The following is a 17,572-nucleotide window of genomic DNA, read 5'->3' on the forward strand; positions in this document are numbered from 1 at the left end:
CGCACAACAGAGGATGGCAAAGGGTACTTGCCGCGCGCGCACCGTCGTAATCCAGGCGCGGCGTTATGCCCTGGCGGCGTTCGAGACCGTCGGGAATGACCGCAGCGCATTCGGACCAGCCGCTCGTCCGACAAGAGGCCAAACAAGCCAGTGACCGCTACCCATCACGCAACGCGAGTTCGGTCGCGGCAGCCGAAAGGCAGGAGACGCTGCACTCCGGTCATTGAGGCGAAAAACCCGAACGGCCGTTGAGGGTCGAAACCAGTCAGTGACGAATGAGCGAACGAAAGACCTGACCCCGCAGACTTAAATGAGCGAACGAAAGACCTGACCCCGCAGACTTAAATGAGCGAACGAAAGACCTGACCCCGCAGACTCAAACCGATTTCAAGCATGTTGCCGACGATGGCAGCATCATTCAGATGATTGTCTGGCGCGTACCTGAAGCTGTTCCGCCGACGGCGCATGGCTTCAAGTGCCGCCTGGTCTATGTGCGTGGTGGAAGGCGTACGCGTAGTCGGTTTCGATAACGAGCGGGCAAGGGTGATCACTGCCACATCGACGGTGAAGAGCGTCCCTACTTTTTTTTCGACTGTTGATCAACTCATCGAAGATTTCATCACCGAAGTGGAAAAACGGAGGGCGCCATGAATACACGTTGCCTGACCATCACCCTGGGGCCGGATTGGCGCAGTGCGTTGCGCAAAGCCGGCAGGGCCGCGACCGCCACGACGTATCAGGGCGAAACACTTAAATTCGAGACCCCCGGCGCCTTTTTTGGTCACCTCACGGAGCGTCGCTGGGCAATTGTCCAGGCCCTGCAGCAGGACGGAGGAACAGTCGGCGTGCGCGAACTATCGCGCCGTCTCGGACGCGATGTGAAACGCGTACATGAGGACGCGACCGAGCTGGTTGCGTTGGGTCTTGTCGAGCGAAATGAGGCTGGTGCGCTGCGCTGTCCGTTCGTCGATATCCATGTCGATATGCATATGGCCGCTGCGGCTTGAGGGGGCTGGGGTCAGGTCTTTCATTGCACTGCCCCCGTCTTCTTCCCCTGCTTCGCCGCCTACGCTTGCGGGCGGCGGCGCGCCATTGCGATGTCGTAGCAATCCTAAACATGACAGGGAGCAAGCATGTCGCTACAAAACCTCCTTGGTATCGAGCTTCCCATCCTCCAGGCGCCGATGGCCGGAGTGCAGGACAGCGCACTGGCGATCGCCGTGTCGAACGCGGGCGGGCTGGGCGCGTTGCCGTGCGCGATGCTGGACGCCAACGCCGTGTGCAAGCAGGTCGAGATCCTGCGTGCAGGGACGAGCCGCCCCTTCAACCTCAACTTCTTCAGTCATACGCCACCCGTGCCCGACGAGGACAAGGCACAGGCGTGGCGGGCGCTATTTGCCGGCTATTACGCCGAATTCGGCCTCGATGCCGGTGCGCAGCCTGCCGGGCCGGCTCGGCTGCCGTTCGATGACGCGATGGCCGATGTGGTGTGCGAGTTGCGCCCGGCCGTGGTCAGCTTCCACTTCGGCCTCCCGGCGCCCGCGCTGTTGAAGCGGGTGCGCGACGCCGGCGCCCGGATCCTCGCTTCGGCGACGACCGTGGACGAGGCGCGCTGGCTGGAAGCGCGGGGCGTCGACGCGGTCATCGCGCAAGGTCTGGAGGCGGGCGGGCATCGCGGGATGTTCCTGAACGAAGACATCGCCACCCAGGTCGGCACCTTCGCGTTGGTGCCGCAGGTGGTCGAGGCGGTGCGCGTGCCGGTGATCGCCGCGGGCGGGGTCGCGGATGCGCAAGGCGTGCGCGCGGCGCTCGACCTGGGAGCGGCCGGCGTGCAGGTGGGAACAGCCTACCTGCTGTGTCCGGAAGCGACGACGAGCGCGATCCATCGGGCGGCGCTGAAGCGCGAGTCGGCCCGCGTCACTGCGCTGACCAATCTCTTCACCGGCCGGCCCGCGCGCGGGATCGTCAATCGCCTGATGCGCGAGCTCGGCCCGATGAATGCGCAGGCGCCGCAGTTCCCGCTTGCCGCGGCCGCACCGGCGCCTTTGCGCGCGCGGGCCGAGAGCCTTGGAAACGGCGATTTCTCGCCCTTGTGGGCGGGGCAGAACGCCAGCGGCTGCAGGGAGATCGGCGCGGGTGAGCTGACGCGAGCGCTGGCGGGGCTAAGGTAGGGCGATCGTCGGTATCGGGCCGATACACGCCCGTAGCCTTGTTCGGGGGCCAGCACATGAACGGCCTGCCACCCGGGGGCCTTTCTCATCGCTTGAAGGTTTGAAAGGCACGGGTAAGCGCATCAAGTGGTGCTAATCTTGAAGCAGGTCACCTCAACGAGTCCATCATGCGTACCACCCTCGCGCTCGACGACGAGCTGCTTGCCAAAGCCCAGGCGCTGACCGGGCTGACCGAGAAATCCACGCTGGTGCGGGAAGCCCTGCGTGCGCTGATCCAGCGCGAAAGTGCGCGGCGCCTGGCCCTGCTGGGTGGATCCGAACCTCAACTGAACGACATCCCGCGGCGGCAGCCGGAATCCGCTGCATGATCCTCGTCGATACCTCGATCTGGATCGATCACCTGCGCGGATCGGATGAACACCTGTCCGGGCTTCTCACCGCGGGGAGGGTGCTGACGCATCCGCATGTGCTGGGCGAAGTCGCGCTGCGTAACCTGAAGAACCGTGCTGCCGTGTTGGGTGCGATGAGCGATCTGCCGCTCGCGGCGGCCGCGACGGACGATGAGGTGCGCCGCTTCATCGACGCCCGTGCGCTTTTCGGGCTGGGCATCGGCTACATCGATGCGCATCTGCTGGCCGCCGTGATGCTGGCGCCCGGAACCAGGCTGTGGACGCGCGACCGGCGCCTGGGCGCTGCAAGCGCTCGTCTCGGTCTGGCCTATGCTCTGGCCCATTGACTCGCGTACCGGAAATTCGATGACCGCCCTCCACACCGAAAAAGCCCTCGAAGACGAGATCTGCCACGACCTCGCTGCCGCGCGCTGGCTGCACGACGCAGGCGACGCCGCGCGCTACGACCGCGCGCTGGCGCTGTTCCCCGACGACGTGGTGGGCTGGATCCAGACGACGCAGCCCGAGGCCTGGGCGAGCATCGAGCAGACCCACGGCGCCAACGCGCGCAAGGTGGTGTGCGAGCGCCTGCGCCGCACGCTAGCCGACCACGGCACGCTGCACGTGCTGCGCCACGGCTTCGAGATGCTCGGGCTGCGGCGGCCGATCGCGATGGCGCAGTTCAAGCCCGCGCTGGCGATGAATGCCGAGCTGCAGGCGAAGTACGCTGCCAACCGCCTGCGCGTGGTGCGCCAGTTGCGCTATTCGCTGCACCACGAAAACTGCATCGACCTCGGGCTGTTCCTCAATGGCATCCCGGTGGCGACCTGCGAGATCAAGACCGATTACACCCAGGCGGTGGACGATGCCGTGCTGCAGTACCGCAAGGACCGCCCGCCGCGCGTGGCGGGCAGCAATGCAGTGGAGCCGCTGCTGGCCTTTCCGCAGGGCGCGCTGGTGCACTTTGCGCTGAGCAACTCGGCGGTGCGCATGACGACGAAGCTCGACGGCTTCGGCACCGTGTTCCTGCCCTTCGACAAGGGCGACGCCGGCGCCGCCGGCAACCCGCCGAACCCGCAGGGCTACGCGACCGACTACCTGTGGAAGCAGGTATGGGCGCGCGACTCGTGGCTGGAGATCCTCCACCGCTATATCGTGCCGCGCAAGAACGACGCCCGGCAGTTGGTGAACACCATCTTCCCGCGCTACCACCAGCTCGACGCCACCCGCGCCATCGTCGCTGCGGTGCGCCGCGACGGGCCGGGCGACAAGTACCTGATCCAGCATTCGGCGGGCTCGGGCAAGACCAACTCGATCGCGTGGACCGCGCACTTCCTCGCCGATCTGCACGACGCGGACAATCGCAAGGTCTTCGACACCTTGGTGGTGGTGTCCGACCGCACCGTGCTCGACGACCAGTTGCAGGACGCCATCATGGGCTTCGAGCGCACCCAGGGCGTGGTTGCGGTGGTGAAGGGCGAGGGCGCGAGCAAGAGCCAGGAGCTGGCCGAGGCGCTCGCCGCCGGCAAGAAGATCGTGGTGTGCACGCTGCAGACCTTCCCCAAGGCGCTCGACAAGGTGCGCGAGCTGGCGGCGACCGAGGGCAAGCGCTTCGCGGTGATTGCCGACGAGGCGCATTCCTCGCAGACCAACGAGACCGCCGCCAAGTTGAAGGAAGTGCTGTCGCCGGCGGAGCTCGCCGAGCTGGAGGACGGCGGCGAGATCAGCACCGAGGACATCCTCGCCGCGCAGATGCAGGCCAAGGCAGCGGGCAAGGAGTTGGGCATCACCTTCGTCGCCTTCACCGCCACGCCCAAGGACAAGACGCTGCAGCTCTTCGGCACGCGCCCCGACCCGAGCCGCCCGCCTGCCGATGACAACCTGCCCGCGCCCTTCCACGTGTATTCGATGCGGCAGGCGATCGAGGAGGGCTTCATCCTCGACGTGCTGCAGAACTACACCAGCTACAAGGTCGCCTTCAACCTGGCGCACGAAGGTGGCGCCAGGTACTCCGAGGTCGATCGCGACACCGCCATGAAGGGGATCATGGGCTGGGTGCGGCTGCACGAGTACAACATCGCCCAGCGCGTGCACATCGTGGTCGAGCACTTCCGGGTGCACGTGGCGCCGCTGCTCGGCGGCCAGGCCAAGGCCATGGTGGTGACCGCCAGCCGCAAGGAGGCGGTGCGCTGGCAACTGGCGATGCGCAAGTACATCGCCGAGCACGGCTACCGCATCGAGACCCTGGTGGCGTTCTCGGGCGAAGTGGAGGACCCCGAGTCCGCCCCCGAGCCGCTCGCCGAGACTTCGGCGCTGATGAACCCCCGCCTGCGCGGGCGCGGCATCCGCGAGGCCTTCAAGGGCGGCGACTACGCCATCCTGCTGGTGGCGAACAAGTTCCAGACCGGCTTCGACGAGCCGCTGTTGTGCGGCATGTACGTGGACAAGCGCCTGGCCGGCATCCAGGCGGTGCAGACGCTGTCGCGCCTGAACCGCGCGCACCCGGGCAAGGACAGCACCTACGTGGTCGACTTCGTCAATGACCCCGACGAGGTCCTCGCCGCCTTCCGCGTCTATCACACCACCGCCGAGCTCGCCGGCGTGAGCGACCCCGAGCAGATCTACACCCTGCGCGCCAAGCTCGACGGGCTGGGCTTCTACGACACTTTCGAGGTCGATCGCGTGGTCGAGGTGGCGCTGCGCGGCAAGGACCAGTCCGCGCTCGACCGCGCCCTGGTGCCGGTGGCCGACCGCCTGCTCAAGCGCTACGCCGCGGCCCAGCGCCGCCTGCGCGACGCGGACGAAGGCAGCGCCGACGCCCACGCCGCGAAGTTGGAGCTCGACGCGCTCGTCCTCTTCAAGCGCGACCTCGCCACCTACGTGCGCCTGTACGGCTTCCTGTCGCAGATCTTCAACTACGGCAACACCGACATCGAAAAGCGCGCGATCTTCTTCCGCCTGCTGCACAAGCTGCTCGACTTCGGCCGCGAGAGCGAGACGGTCGACCTGTCCTCGCTCGCGCTCACCCACTACACGCTCAAGAACCTCGGCACCCGCCGCCTGGCGCTGGACGCGGGGCAGGGCGAGTACAAGCTCAAGCCCAGCGGCCCCGGCGGCGGCGAGGTGCGCGACAAGCAGAAGGCGGCGCTCGACGAGATCATCGCGCGGGTGAATCAGCTCTTCGTCGGCGAGCTCACCGAAGGCGACAAGCTGCTCTACGTGAACAACGCGATCAAGGGCAAGCTGCTGGAATGCGAGACGCTGATCGAGCAGGCGGTGAACAACACCAAGGAGCAGTTCGGCAACTCACCGGATCTGGATGCGCGCATCCTGGACGCGGTGATGGACGCGCTCTCGGCCTTCACCTCGATGAGCCGGCAGGCGCTGGAGTCGGAACGCATCCGCGCCGAGATCAAGTCCATCCTGCTCGGGCCCGGGCGGCTTTACGAGCTGCTGCGCGCGCAGGCTGCGGGCCGCCGCGGGTAGATTTCGAATGTCCGATACCGGCGCGGTCTTCCTATACGGGTACTTGGCGATCACGGCCATGATCGCTGCACGAGCGGGCTGGGATATGGCCTTTCGACTGGACGCCTTCGATTGGCGTTATGGCGATATCTGGCTGTCCTTCACCATGCTGGTGATCCTCTGGCCGCTCATTCTGCTCAAGCCACGCGCGCTGATGAGGACGTTAAGGTCGCCGTTTTCGCTTACGGACGGAGCGGGCCCCAATCTGGCCGCAAGAGAGCGAGAACTTTACCTTCTTGGCCTGAACCCGCCGCCATGTGGGCAGACAGTCCGATTTCGCTGCCACGACTCCGGGGGTGGAGGAGGCGCCCTCCTCGAGTTCTCTGCCGAGGAAGTCGAGCAGGTACTCACTGAGCCATCGTCAGGCGTCTGCAATCCAGACGTGCTCCTGTGGGTCAATCGGCGCCGTCAGGACCTCCCCCTAACCGACGTCCCACGCCCTTGGTGGCAGTTCCAGTACATCGCTGCCAAGTTGATCGATCAGGGGCATGGCGTCTCCGACTGCAACGCTTGCGGCCAAAGGTTGCCCGCGATGGCGCTGGAGAAGAAGACGACATCGATCATTGGACACGGCTTTTCTCGTTGGCATTGCCGCTGCGGGGCAGTGGCGCTCACCGTAGACACCGGGCACGTTCACCTGAGCCGCCCCAGGGAACTTGATCATTTCAATGTCAGGCGCGACGACTAGCGCGCCGGTTCGTGCAGCTATCGGGTTCCGAGATAGAGCCGTCCGTCACGGCTCGGTCGTCGCAATCATCCGTCACCGCAACCAAACCATCGTCAGTCAGTCTGAATCGCGCGCTGGGCGTGCCGTCCGTGCTGACGAACACCAGCTCAAATGAGATCGGCGTGTCGTCTTGACGAACCCCATCCTCGAGCTTGGTAAGACGTTGCTCAAGCCGGCTCATGGCGGGCCTCCTCTAGTGCAATGATGCGTTGCTCGAGTTCCATCGTTTCCAGCGCCTTCCTGCGCTGCTCGAGGACGCTGGATAGGGTAGAAGCCTCGCCCGGTGTGATCACGCCCGTGGCGACGGCCTCGAGGATCTTCTGCTGGGCGTGGCTTACCCCCGCCGCGGTATCGGTACTCGGCAGGTCAGGTAGCGCGATGGCGCGCTCCTTCGCGTTGGGTAGCACCTTGTCGAGCACGATTCGCGCAGCAGTCAGATCGCCGGCACGAGCCTGGTCAATGACGGCGGCGGCAATGTCCTGCACGCCGCCCTCGAACAACTCGAGCGCGACCAGCGACGCACGATTCTTGGCGCCTTTGGGCTTGCCTCGGTTGCCTGCTGCAAAGCGGCCGCGATTGTCTCGGCCATCCGTATTCGATCCGCTTTTTCGGGTCATCATGCTCTACTCGTCTCCGCGCTGTCTGAGCGCCTGGTCACTTTCCTGGACGTCTGCCGCGCCCGCGGGGCACACCGTCGTCGTGGTTACTTCACTCGGCGATATCCATCACGCCGAGCCTACTGAGCCTCCTGAACCAGCTTGGCACCGCCTTTCGGATCCGCCACCTGCAGCCTCCCTGAGCCCAGTTCCTTGCCGCTGCATCCCTCGCCGGGGCTGGGTGTCGATCACTCAGCGCCTGCGCAACCTGCTTTGTTATCAGCCCCCTCTCGGGTCAGGCCACACTGCAGACTTAGGAAACGGGACGGAGCTTTCGGGCAACACTCCCCCAAGCCCAGCACTTTCGCGCTAATGCTCGAGGGATACCGTTTGCATGCGTCCTTGAGGTTTCCGGTTACATCGCAATCGGGTGGCGCTCACCGCTAAACGTTCCGTCGCCACTGACCAGACTATCGCCCCGCGTTGTGCCGAGGCCCGATGCCGCTCTGGTCGAGCTGTCACCATGTAGCGCCTCGTCTTCGGCTCACCCCAAGGCTTTGCTGCCCCTGGTTCCGTTCGTTGGCATGAAACTCCACATGGCCGCTATCCACTCCCACGGCTGGCGCTTTCGCTTAGTTCGCCCCTGCCAGATCAAGGTCCCGACGCGGTTGACCCTGAAAACAACCTCGATCTGGTCGCCTGCTCGGATGCGCGAGAACATCCAACTTGCGGCTGCCAAGCTCAGCGCCGGCAGCACAAACCAAGCATGAGGCCCACTGTGCGTCTAGATGGGCCTTGGCCTGGTAGGGCAGCATCAGCGGCTTGGACGAGTAACGACGGAGAACGCAGAGCCGGCCTAAGGCCGTTCAAGGTCCATCGAATGACAAGATGGGTTCGTACAGTTTTCGTCCCTGCCGACGGGAGCCACCCAGCGACGATCGGGATTATCTGCGCGGTCGAATATGATTACGGCTTAAACGACCATTTTTCACTCGAAACTCTTCCGTTTCGGGAGATGCGCTCGCACCTGAAACGCGTCCCTGTTCTTTCCGGTGCGGTCTGAAAACTGACGATCAGTCGGTGTCAGCCTTGGCAACGACCTCCGCTCGAAACACTGCGGTGCAGTCATTCACCCTGGCGACCAGGGGATCGCCGCAGCGATCCGGTACGCGTGGGCATGCGTCAGGACCAACGGCAGAAGAGCGCGCTTGACGGCCCGGGCCCCGAGGCCAACTGTTGAGACCTATTGAACTCTGCGAGTCCGCTGAAATGACGCTGCACGCCGTCGTTCCGCATGGGCTGATCTGGCGACCCCGCACAGGTCGCAGTACCGCACCCCGTCCAGGACGGTGGCAGTGCATCGTCGCCGAACGCTCGCTGCGCGACGACCAGGGCCTGAATGATCACAGTGTTACTGCGCCGGCGGTGACCTCGACCACCACTAGGGCGACCGCGAGGAGCAGCGGGGTGTCTATGCGCGAAACTGGCCCAATCAAGCGTTTTTTGGATGTGGGGTTGGATGTGGGGTGAAACAAAAAAGCGCCCCGAAAGGCGCTTGATTGCTGGTGTTCTGGCGGACAGGGCGGGATTCGAACCCGCGTTGGGATGTTATCCCAAACACGCTTTCCAGGCGTGCGACTTAAACCACTCATCCACCTGTCCGGTGAAGCCCGGCATTGTAGTTCGCCTGGCGAAAATGGGGAAGGAAAATTTTCAGTATCGGGCTGAGGCCAGACTCAGATACTGGCCAGGTAGTGCGCGATATCGTCAGCTACGGCCTGGAGTTCGCGCTGCAGCGCTTCGGTGTCGGCGGCTTGCGGCCGGAACTCGGTGGAGTTCTTGCAGCGCGCTTCCAGGGCCCGGGAAAGCTCCAGCGCCGGGCGCGCATGAATTTGCGCCAGGCTTCCACGCAAGGTATGTGTGATGCGTGCAAGATGCACGGCGTCTGCGTTGTCGGTGGCGGTGCGCAGTTCAGCGTGGACGGAGTCTTTCCATTTGGCAAAGGTGTCGAGCACGCTGCGTACGATGTCGATGTTATCGAAAAGATCCGCGAGCAAGCCGTCCGGGTCGAAGTGCAGATAGGTGTGAGCGCCCATCTAGCACTGCTCTGGACGGCCCATGGCCTGTGTCAGCGATGCAAGCGTGATCGGTTTGATCAGCACTGCATTGAAGCCGTTGGCGCGGAAACGATCGGCATCTTCGCTCATGGCATGTGCGGTATAGGCGATGACACGAACTGCGTTCCATTCGCTGCGCGCGCGGATGTGCGCGCACGCTGACTCGCCGCCCATGTCGGGCATGGAGATATCCAGCAGGATCGACGCGGGCTGCACATCCTCAAGGCGCTGGAGCATGGCGCGGGCGTTGTCGAAGGTCTCCACGCTCCAGCCCAGGCGCTTGAGCAGGGCGCCTGCGACCTTGAGGTTGATTTCATTGTCGTCGGTGATGAAGGCGAGGTGGCTTGAAATGCTCATGATTCGGTATGTTGGGCGTCTGGCGGGGTGTGCGGCAAGGTCACGGTGAAGGTGGAGCCTGTGCCTTGAATGGCATCGACGTCGAGCTTTCCGCCCATCAGTTCGACCATCCGGCGCGCAAGCGGCAAGCCCAGTCCAGTGCCGCGGTGATGGCGTGTGAGGAAATTCTCTGCCTGGTAGAAGGGCTCGAATATTCGCGTCAATTCTTCAGGCGCGATTCCGATCCCCGAATCCTGGACCGAAATCACGAACCGGTCGTGTTGTTCCTGGAGGCGGATTGTAATACGGCCTTCGTGGGTGAACTTCACCGCGTTGGAGAGCAGGTTGTCTAGGACCTGGCGCAGGCGCACGGGATCACTCTCGATCTCACACGGTTCATCGGGCAGAGCGGTGATGAGTTCGACGCCCTTGGCGCTGCTGTTGAAGCGGTGCAGCGCCGCGATGGCGGTGATCAATGCTTTCAGATCAATAGGTTGAACGTTGAGCGTGATGCGGTTGGCCTCGATCTTGGCGAGATCGAGCACGTCGTTGAGCACGACCATCAGATGCTGTCCGCTGTTGCGAATCGTCTCGGCATGATCTCGCATGTCATCGTCGACGACCTCGAGGCTGAGCAGTTCGGCAAGGCCGATGATGCCATTGAGCGGCGTGCGCAACTCGTGTGACATGTTGGCGAGAAACTCGCTTTTCATGCGGTTCGCCTGTTCGGCCGAATGGCGAGCAATTTCGAGACGCTCGATCGATGCTTGTACCGTATCGGCCATCTGGTTGAAGGAGAGGTTGAGCTGCGCCATCTCATCCTTGCCGCTGACCTTGAGCCGGTGATCGAGTTCGCCGTGCTGGAAGCGGTGAATGCCGCCGATCATGGTGGTGATGCGGCCAGTCAGCAGGTTCGCCATCCAGATCGCGATCAGCATCACCGCGATGGTCATCAGCACGGTGGAGACCACGATTCCGGTGGTGGTGTTGCGTAGATTTTGCCGAATGTCGGCAATCAGCGCGTCGAGCTCAGCGCGGGTCTGCTGGCCCGAGCGCTGGATCATGGCGGAGATTCGACGCCCCGATTCGGTGGCCGCGTGGTGGAACTCGTCGACGTTCGCGCCGATCGTCACATAGCCAAAACCCCGTGGTGACTTGCCGTAGTCCCCGGTGTAGTAGGGAATGGTCGCCACCGTGGTGAGTTTGTTCAGGCCACTGAAGAAGATCGTGAACGAGCCCGACCCACCGTGCTCGGTCAAGTCATGCCAGCCACGACACTGCGGCGAGAAATTCAGGTAGCGGCAGTCCAGCATCACCGAGCCTGAGGCCGATGACTGTGGGTGCGCCGAGCGCGTCAGGCGCTGGTCGCGATAAAGGCTGATGCGCGGCACGAATTCGTGCCAGGCCAGGCCGCTTGCCTTCCACTCGTCGTAAAGCTCGACGTCAAGCCAGGGTGCAGGTGGCTGGCCGGTTTCGGGGTCGAAGCCAAAAATGAAGTAGTCCCGCGCATGGGAAATGTTGCGGCCCTTGTAGTCCCACATGAAGGCGTAGTTGCCCGATGCCGGATCGGCAATGGGTGCGCGACGTGCCGCCGTGGGGCGCACCAGGTCGGTGAATGCCATCAGATGGGCGTGGTCTAGAGCGAGGGTGACGTAGCCGACGATCTCGCCGTCGCGCACGACCGGCGTTGCCCACCGCACCAGGCCTTGGAAGCGCTTGCCGACCGGATTTTCCAGGCCGGCATAGCCTGAGGCCTCGGGTGCGAAGGGCTTGCCTTTCTTGCTTGCGGCTTCTCGCGTGTAAGGCCCGATCCAGTGGGTGGTGACTTGCGCGCCAATCACGTCGGAGACGTGGATCTCGCCAGGTTTGAGTGCCTGCAGCGCAGGCCAGTAACGTTCGGCGCGCACGAAGGTGTTTTCCGGGCGCGTGATGTCGCGCAGTTCGGCCCCAAGCAGATGCGTGCCGGTGCTGCTCAACTGCTTGATCCGCTCCACACCATCGCGGCCGATGAAGGTCATCTCGAGGAACAGGGGCTGCAGGCGGACGATGGCCGTGGTGCCGGGGGCGCGGTAGTGAAAGTTGAGGGAGTTGTCTGGCAGGGGCGCGCGCACCAGATCCAGATTCGGCTCTACAGGGGCCGACTCGACCCAGTCGCGGCCGTCTGCGCTGGGCTCATAAGCTCCGTGGTCCTCGATCCGGCGCTGATGCGTGTCAATGAAATGGCGGTAACGGGCGGCGACGGGTTCAAGCGCTGCGGCGCTCAGGACGTCCTGATCACGGTCGTAGAGGAACTGGCTGACTTGATGGGCGATATCGGTGGTGAGCGCCTCGATCGCTTCGCGTGAGCGCGTGTCGAGGGCTTCGATGGCATCTTCGGTCGCGGTCTTTCCCGTGCTGCGCTGGGTGTCCAGCATCGAGTCCGACATGGCCACGGCACGATAGGTGACGAGTTGCGCCAGGTCGCTGGTCGCACCCCAGGCGAAGAGCGCAAGCAGCAACAGCGGCACGACCTTGATCGCAACGAAGATCGCGATCAGTTTCGAGCGTAGCGTCAGTGCCTCGGCCCAACCCAGTGCGCGCATACCCAGCCCTCGTAGTGCCCTAAGGCGTATTGCGCGAGCGCTTGCGCTGAGCGATCAAGGCCTGCATGTAGCCGTGCAGCTCATGAAACGGAACGGGCTTGCGATAGGCCGTCACGTCTTCTGGCAGGCCGCCCTCCGCGCTGATCTCTGCGCTCGTCAATGCGGACACGACAACGATGGCAACCCTGCTTGCCACCGGGTTCTCGCGCAGACGGCGGATCATCTCGAAGCCATCCAGGCCCGGCATGCGCAGGTCGGCGATGAGCAGGTCCGGTGGCTCGCGACCGACTTCGACCAGCGCATCCAGACCGTGATCGAAGACGCACAGCTCGATTTCCATCGGCCAGCTGCTGAGGGTTTCGCGGTAGATGGTCTGCAACAGGCTGTCGTCTTCGACCACAACCACCCGCAGCTTGTTGCCGCCGTTGCGCGGGTGGGCGGCGCCGGTCTGCTGACTACGCGCGAGCAGGGCGTCGACCGAGTCCTGGCGGATGCGGCGATGGCCGCCTGCCGTCTTCCAGCCCGCCAGTGTGCCGCTCTCGACCATCTGCTGGACGGCGCCGAGCGAAAGTCCGAGCTGGCGAGCAGCTTGTGCGGTGCTGATGAATTCGCGATTGGAGTCAGCGGTGCGCGCCATGAAAAATCCGGGAAATTGCTTAAAAAAAAGGGAAAGTAACAGTAATGCACTAACGGCCGCAAATGCTGAGGCTCAAAATCGAGCAAGGCAGACGCGGTACCCAAACACCTCAAGGGGCGATCGGCAGGCGATTCGCCACGCATACGCACACCGGGTCGCTTGTATGCCCGGATTGGGGTCATCATACCCAGTTCCAGCGCTACAATTCGGCCAAAGTCTGCTGGCAGGGTGGCGGACCCGATCTTTCGCGTCGGCCGGCCTTGCTTGTTACGAGAGCTCACCAACATGAATACTTCCAGAAACGTGGTGGGTGGCGCCTTGCTCGCCTGCAGTTATGCGCCGTTGACGGGTTTTTACCGCACCGGATGCTGCGAAGCTGGTGCGGATGACCTTGGTCGTCACCTCATATGCGTGCGCGTCACTGACGATTTCCTGCGCTTTTCGCGTAGTGTCGGCAACGATCTTTCGACGCCTCGACCGCAATATCGCTTTGCCGGGCTCAAAGCCGGCGATCGCTGGTGCCTGTGTGCCCTGCGCTGGAAGGAAGCCTGGGAGGCTGGCGTCGCGCCCCCGGTGGTGCTCGAAGCCACGCATGAGGCGGCGCTGCGCATCGTCGACCTCGACACCCTGAAAGCCCACGCGTACGGCGCCGCTGCGGGTCCTCAGGGCTGATGCGGCAATCGCCATGCCGGGCCGCAGCGCCCGCGTTTGCTGTTCTCTCGACACCATGAGCTTCGCTACTGACCTGATCCTTGCCCTCGAGCACGCCACCGCCGGCCGGCCCATTGCGCGCGTGCGTGCCCTGCATCTGCCACCCGCCGAGGCCGCCGCATCGAAGAGCGGTGAGTTCTGCGCGCTTGAACTCGACGACGGCGCGCTTGGCATCTCCTTCGTGCTGCTCGGCGACACCCTGAGTCAGCTTGTGCAGGCAAAGGACATGGACGGCGTCATCGGCATGGATGCGCTGCAGCTCGCGCGTGAGTTCGCGCGCCCACGTTCAGACTCCGCGGATCCCGCCGCGGACCTCCGCCGCACCCTGGGCTTTGCCGCCGCCAATGCCTTGTCGCGCACCGTAATGGACCGCCTCGGTTTCACCCCACCGCGTGCCAGCGGCCCGCTTGGCGGCATCGAGCCTCAGGCGGGCGACCATATCGGCATGATCGGGCTGTTCACGCCACTGTTGCCGCAACTGCTGCCGCAACTGGCGGAGGCCGGTGCCCGACTCACCGTGATAGAGCTCAATCCCGAACAGGTCGGCAATCACGATGGCTACCGCGTCACCCTCGACGCTGGCGAGCTCGGCACCTGCAACAAGGTTTTATCCACCAGCACCATCCTGCTCAACCACACCGTGGACAGCATGCTCGCCCACTGCCGCCAGGCCAGCCACATCGCCCTCATCGGCCCCAGCGCCGGCTGCCTTGCGCAGCCCTTGTTCGCACGCGGCGTCAGTCTGATCGGTGGCAGTTGGGTGAGCGATCGCGCCGGCTTCATCGACGCACTGCGCCGGGGTGAGTCGTGGGGTCAGTTTGCTTACAAGTTTGCGCTGACTGCCGCCGACTGGCCCGACGCTGTAGATAGGCGGTGAGTGCTACCGTGCATGATGCCCGTGGCGGCGGGCGATGCGGGTCATTCAGTGGCAGGGACTGAGGCAGGCGCGGGGGGGGTCACTGGGCGGGCTGGCGAGCGCTAATGTGCAGGTCAGAGCGTCCATCCATGGCGCAACAGATGGAAGAACACTGGCGCGGAGAAGGCCAGCGAGTCAACGCGGTCGAGCATGCCGCCGTGGCCTTCGATCAGGTGACCCCAGTCCTTGACGCCGCGGTCGCGCTTGATCGCCGAGAGCACGAAGCCGCCGAAGAAGCCTAGGGTGTTGATGACCAGCGCGACGAAGGCGGCCTCGCCGGGGCTGAAGGGCGTGATCCACCATAGCGCCGCGCCCATCGCGGTAGCGCTCAGCATGCCGCCGGCGAGGCCTTCGACCGTCTTCGAGGGCGAGATCTGCTTCGACAGCGCGTGGCGGCCAAGCAGCTTGCCCCAGATGTACTGGAACACGTCGCTCGACTGCACGGTGAGCAGCAGGAACACGACGAGCAGCAGGTTCCGCCCCGCGTAGTCAGGGATCTCGAGCGTGAGCAGCGCGGGCACGTGCGACAGACAATACACGCAGATCATCAGTCCCCACTGGATCTTGGCGCTGCGTTCGAGAAAGCGTGCTGTGTCGGCGCCAAGCGAGGCCGAGATCGGCAGCAGCAGGAAAGCGTAGACCGGGATCAGGATCGAGAACAGGCCATACCAGCCTGCCGCGATCAGGTAGTACTGCAGGGGCAGGAAGACGTAGAAGCTCCAGATCAGCGCGCGGTGGTCACCCTTGCGCGTGGGCGCAAGCGAGACATACTCGCGCAGGCACTGGAAGGAGACCAGGGCAAACAGGGCGATCACGCCCCAGGCTCCGGCCCATGTGGCGGCCGTGATCACAGCGATCATGATCCACCACGCCTTGAGGCGGGCGTTGAGGTTGTCGATGGTGGCGTGTGGGTGAGCGAATCCGGAACGCCACTTGAGGATCAGGCCAATCGTGCTGGCCACGGCGAGCACGAGGAACACCGCGCCGAAGATGCGCACGAGCGTGGTGGAGACGTCCATGGTGCTCATGCGGCCGGCGGCGCGAGCGCGATCAGTGCGTCGCGGCTGCGGTTGAGGAAGCTACTGCGCAGTTCGTCGTCCCCGAGGCAAAGCATTTCGCCAAAATGCAAGGCGCACAGCAGGGGCACCGGGATGAAGCTGCCCTTGGGCATCACGCGGCCCAGGTTCTCGACCCAGACGGGGACGAAGCGCAGGCCGGGTCGCGACCGGGCGAGGCGGAAGATGCCGCTCTTGAAGGGCAGCAAGCCGTCGCCGACATTGCGTGTACCTTCAGGAAAGACGATCAGCGACTCGCCGGCATCGAGGGCCGCGTGCATCACCGCAAGTGGGTCAGCCGCCGCATGCACCGTGCCACCACGGTCGATCAGCACGGCGCGGAAGATGCTCAGGGCGACGTAGCGCCGCAGCGGGCTCGCGAGCCAGTAGTCGGCGCCGGCCACCGGGCGCGTACGTCGGCGCACCCTGGGCGGGAGCGCGGCCCACACCAGCAGGAAGTCGATGTGGCTGCGGTGGTTGGCGTAGTAGACGCGGGGTTCGCCCGCAGGGTTGGAGCCTTGTGCGGCGTGGTGGATTGCGCGCGCGCCGGTGATCACGCGTGCGAGGCCGCACAGTGCGGCACCGAGGAGTCGTTCAATCTTCATGTTTGGGCGGGCGCTGTGAGCGGGATCTCGGCGCAGGGTGCGTGGGCTGCGAGCGCCTGAAGCGCGTGCAGATGTGGCGGGCGGAGCACGATGCGAGGCCGACGTGCGCGGATGTGCACGATGGCCTCGGTGGCGTCGGGCGCCCGGCCGCTGAGTACGAGCCAGGCCGCGACCGCCGCTGCGCTGCGCCCGTAGCCGAGGGCGCAGCACACCAGAACCGGGCCGTGTGCGCGCAGGGCTTCGATGCTGTGTGCGGCCTGCGCCAGCGCTGCGGGTTGCGGCGGGATCAGATCAAGCCAGGCGTGATTGCGGTAGTGGGCCGCGTTGTGTGGTGCAGGTAGCTCGGCGGTGAGGTCGAGCAGCGCCGGCAAGCGGCCGTTGATCGGCTCGAGCCGTGTCGGCAGGGCGCCGAGCCAGACTTCGTCGGAGATCAGGTCGCGATCCGGTCGTCGGCGCGACCACAGGCGGGGGTTGATGCGCGCGGCCAGCAGATAGGGCGCCAGCAGCATGCGCACCGCGACCGAATGACGGCCATGCATCTTCTGGAATCCGGCGCTACCGGGGCCGAGGTGGATCAGGCTGAGCAGCGCGAGACTGAGCGAGACCCAGAGCGACCACAGCCACGCACCGCCCGCCAGCGCAGGCAGCGCGAAAACCGCGCTGGCCGCGGCGTAACGCGCGGCGAGTTGGCGTCGTTCGGCGTCTCGGGTCAGCCGAAAGCCAGCGAGCGGCGCCTCGCTCTCGTCGGGCCATAGCCACAGCGCGAGTGCACCGACCAGTGCGCCGGTGGGCAGGTCGATGAAATGGTGCTGCCAGGTGCTCAGCACCGACACGAAGATCAGCAGCGCCCAGGCGTGGATGAGCACGCGCCAGCGCGGCGGCGAATGGTGCGCGAACTGCGCCCAGATCACCACCAGCAGGCCGATGTGCAGCGAGGGCGCCTGGTTGAAGGGCTGATCGAAGGCACGCAGCGCAGCGAACAGGGGCGCAAACACGCCGACGACCTCGGGCTGCCCTCCGCCGAAGCGCAGCGGGAACAGCACGAAGCACGCCACTGAGACCAGTTGCACGGCAAGCAGGCGCAAGGCAAGACGATCGACCGCACGCACGCTGCGACAAAACAGGAAGGCGAGCCCATAGAGCAGGTCGATCGACCAATAGGGCACGATCGTCCATGGCATGAAGGGGATCGCCCTGCTCGAAAC

The 17,572-nt window shown here is 64.7% G+C and carries 17 protein-coding genes and 1 tRNA gene; 8 read left to right on the forward strand and 10 right to left on the reverse strand.

What is annotated here, in order from left to right:
• Positions 1-647: 647 nt before the first annotated feature.
• From M622_RS36270 to M622_RS36295, 6 genes are all read left to right on the forward strand, one after another.
• A complete protein-coding gene (locus M622_RS36270; RefSeq protein WP_021250635.1) occupies positions 648-1,007 on the forward strand; it encodes an HVO_A0114 family putative DNA-binding protein in 360 nt (119 codons plus the stop codon).
• Positions 1,008-1,133: 126 nt separating this feature from the next.
• Positions 1,134-2,171 (forward strand): NAD(P)H-dependent flavin oxidoreductase, encoded by a 1,038-nt coding sequence (locus M622_RS36275; RefSeq protein ID WP_021250636.1) that lies wholly within the window; start codon positions 1,134-1,136, stop codon positions 2,169-2,171.
• A 167-nt stretch (positions 2,172-2,338) separates the two neighbouring features.
• A complete protein-coding gene (locus M622_RS36280) occupies positions 2,339-2,539 on the forward strand; it encodes a type II toxin-antitoxin system VapB family antitoxin (protein ID WP_021250637.1) in 201 nt (66 codons plus the stop codon).
• A complete protein-coding gene (locus tag M622_RS36285; protein ID WP_021250638.1) occupies positions 2,536-2,907 on the forward strand; it encodes a type II toxin-antitoxin system VapC family toxin in 372 nt (123 codons plus the stop codon). The genes M622_RS36280 and M622_RS36285 overlap by 4 nt, the downstream gene beginning before the upstream one ends.
• A gap of 19 nt (positions 2,908-2,926) precedes the next feature.
• Positions 2,927-6,046, forward strand: coding sequence for a type I restriction endonuclease subunit R (locus tag M622_RS36290; RefSeq protein ID WP_021250639.1), 3,120 nt, complete (start codon positions 2,927-2,929; stop codon positions 6,044-6,046).
• A 7-nt stretch (positions 6,047-6,053) separates the two neighbouring features.
• Positions 6,054-6,773 (forward strand): hypothetical protein, encoded by a 720-nt coding sequence (locus M622_RS36295; protein ID WP_021250640.1) that lies wholly within the window; start codon positions 6,054-6,056, stop codon positions 6,771-6,773.
• Here the strand turns inward: M622_RS36295 and M622_RS36300 are convergent.
• The 7 genes from M622_RS36300 to M622_RS36330 form a co-directional block, all read right to left on the reverse strand.
• On the reverse strand, positions 6,757-6,993 hold the full coding sequence (locus tag M622_RS36300) for a hypothetical protein (protein ID WP_021250641.1): 237 nt from the start codon (positions 6,991-6,993) through the stop codon (positions 6,757-6,759). The two genes, M622_RS36295 and M622_RS36300, sit on opposite strands and share 17 nt — an antisense overlap.
• Complete coding sequence (locus M622_RS36305) at positions 6,980-7,432, reverse strand: hypothetical protein (RefSeq protein WP_021250642.1); 453 nt, start codon at positions 7,430-7,432, stop codon at positions 6,980-6,982. Before M622_RS36305 ends, M622_RS36300 begins: the two co-directional genes overlap by 14 nt.
• A gap of 1,547 nt (positions 7,433-8,979) precedes the next feature.
• Positions 8,980-9,070: transfer RNA gene (locus M622_RS36310), tRNA-Ser, on the reverse strand.
• 74 nt (positions 9,071-9,144) lie between these two features.
• Positions 9,145-9,504: an Hpt domain-containing protein gene (locus M622_RS36315; RefSeq protein ID WP_021250644.1), complete on the reverse strand. Its 360-nt coding sequence runs from the start codon at positions 9,502-9,504 to the stop codon at positions 9,145-9,147.
• A complete protein-coding gene (locus M622_RS36320) occupies positions 9,505-9,882 on the reverse strand; it encodes a response regulator (protein WP_021250645.1) in 378 nt (125 codons plus the stop codon).
• Positions 9,879-12,443, reverse strand: a complete 2,565-nt coding sequence (locus tag M622_RS36325; RefSeq protein WP_021250646.1) for a sensor histidine kinase — start codon at positions 12,441-12,443, stop codon at positions 9,879-9,881. The genes M622_RS36320 and M622_RS36325 overlap by 4 nt, the downstream gene beginning before the upstream one ends.
• A 19-nt stretch (positions 12,444-12,462) precedes the next feature.
• Entirely contained in the window at positions 12,463-13,080 is a 618-nt protein-coding gene (locus tag M622_RS36330) for a response regulator (RefSeq protein WP_021250647.1), read from the reverse strand.
• 285 nt (positions 13,081-13,365) lie between these two features.
• Here M622_RS36330 and M622_RS36335 point away from each other — a divergent pair, with 285 nt between their 5' ends.
• Positions 13,366-13,752 carry a DUF2237 family protein gene (locus M622_RS36335; protein ID WP_031347448.1) on the forward strand — a complete coding sequence of 129 codons (387 nt, stop codon included), beginning with the start codon at positions 13,366-13,368 and terminating at the stop codon, positions 13,750-13,752.
• A 55-nt stretch (positions 13,753-13,807) separates the two neighbouring features.
• A complete protein-coding gene (locus M622_RS36340; protein WP_021250649.1) occupies positions 13,808-14,668 on the forward strand; it encodes a Rossmann-like domain-containing protein in 861 nt (286 codons plus the stop codon).
• A gap of 113 nt (positions 14,669-14,781) precedes the next feature.
• Here the strand turns inward: M622_RS36340 and M622_RS36345 are convergent, their stop codons facing one another.
• From M622_RS36345 to M622_RS40655, 3 genes are read right to left on the reverse strand one after another with little or no spacing between them, the layout of a single operon-like run.
• Positions 14,782-15,735, reverse strand: a complete 954-nt coding sequence (locus M622_RS36345) for a phosphatidate cytidylyltransferase (RefSeq protein ID WP_021250650.1) — start codon at positions 15,733-15,735, stop codon at positions 14,782-14,784.
• Positions 15,732-16,367: a lysophospholipid acyltransferase family protein gene (locus tag M622_RS36350; protein ID WP_021250651.1), complete on the reverse strand. Its 636-nt coding sequence runs from the start codon at positions 16,365-16,367 to the stop codon at positions 15,732-15,734. The genes M622_RS36345 and M622_RS36350 overlap by 4 nt, the downstream gene beginning before the upstream one ends.
• Positions 16,364-17,548, reverse strand: coding sequence for a phosphatase PAP2/dual specificity phosphatase family protein (locus M622_RS40655; protein WP_021250652.1), 1,185 nt, complete (start codon positions 17,546-17,548; stop codon positions 16,364-16,366). The genes M622_RS36350 and M622_RS40655 overlap by 4 nt, the downstream gene beginning before the upstream one ends.
• Between the last annotated feature and the right edge of the window lie 24 nt (positions 17,549-17,572).

This window comes from Thauera terpenica 58Eu (assembly GCF_000443165.1).
GTDB classification, from domain to species: Bacteria; Pseudomonadota; Gammaproteobacteria; order Burkholderiales; family Rhodocyclaceae; genus Thauera; species Thauera terpenica.

What these genes read in the sequence shown, in the direction of transcription:
- M622_RS36270 (WP_021250635.1), top strand. Translation starts at nt 648, where the DNA reads ATGAATACACGTTGCCTGACCATCACCCTGGGGCCGGATTGGCGCAGT.
- M622_RS36275 (WP_021250636.1), top strand. Translation starts at nt 1,134, where the DNA reads ATGTCGCTACAAAACCTCCTTGGTATCGAGCTTCCCATCCTCCAGGCG.
- M622_RS36280 (WP_021250637.1), top strand. Translation starts at nt 2,339, where the DNA reads ATGCGTACCACCCTCGCGCTCGACGACGAGCTGCTTGCCAAAGCCCAG.
- M622_RS36285 (WP_021250638.1), top strand. Translation starts at nt 2,536, where the DNA reads ATGATCCTCGTCGATACCTCGATCTGGATCGATCACCTGCGCGGATCG.
- M622_RS36290 (WP_021250639.1), top strand. Translation starts at nt 2,927, where the DNA reads ATGACCGCCCTCCACACCGAAAAAGCCCTCGAAGACGAGATCTGCCAC.
- M622_RS36295 (WP_021250640.1), top strand. Translation starts at nt 6,054, where the DNA reads ATGTCCGATACCGGCGCGGTCTTCCTATACGGGTACTTGGCGATCACG.
- M622_RS36300 (WP_021250641.1), bottom strand. Translation starts at nt 6,993, where the DNA reads ATGAGCCGGCTTGAGCAACGTCTTACCAAGCTCGAGGATGGGGTTCGT.
- M622_RS36305 (WP_021250642.1), bottom strand. Translation starts at nt 7,432, where the DNA reads ATGATGACCCGAAAAAGCGGATCGAATACGGATGGCCGAGACAATCGC.
- M622_RS36315 (WP_021250644.1), bottom strand. Translation starts at nt 9,504, where the DNA reads ATGGGCGCTCACACCTATCTGCACTTCGACCCGGACGGCTTGCTCGCG.
- M622_RS36320 (WP_021250645.1), bottom strand. Translation starts at nt 9,882, where the DNA reads ATGAGCATTTCAAGCCACCTCGCCTTCATCACCGACGACAATGAAATC.
- M622_RS36325 (WP_021250646.1), bottom strand. Translation starts at nt 12,443, where the DNA reads ATGCGCGCACTGGGTTGGGCCGAGGCACTGACGCTACGCTCGAAACTG.
- M622_RS36330 (WP_021250647.1), bottom strand. Translation starts at nt 13,080, where the DNA reads ATGGCGCGCACCGCTGACTCCAATCGCGAATTCATCAGCACCGCACAA.
- M622_RS36335 (WP_031347448.1), top strand. Translation starts at nt 13,366, where the DNA reads ATGAATACTTCCAGAAACGTGGTGGGTGGCGCCTTGCTCGCCTGCAGT.
- M622_RS36340 (WP_021250649.1), top strand. Translation starts at nt 13,808, where the DNA reads ATGAGCTTCGCTACTGACCTGATCCTTGCCCTCGAGCACGCCACCGCC.
- M622_RS36345 (WP_021250650.1), bottom strand. Translation starts at nt 15,735, where the DNA reads ATGAGCACCATGGACGTCTCCACCACGCTCGTGCGCATCTTCGGCGCG.
- M622_RS36350 (WP_021250651.1), bottom strand. Translation starts at nt 16,367, where the DNA reads ATGAAGATTGAACGACTCCTCGGTGCCGCACTGTGCGGCCTCGCACGC.
- M622_RS40655 (WP_021250652.1), bottom strand. Translation starts at nt 17,548, where the DNA reads ATGCCATGGACGATCGTGCCCTATTGGTCGATCGACCTGCTCTATGGG.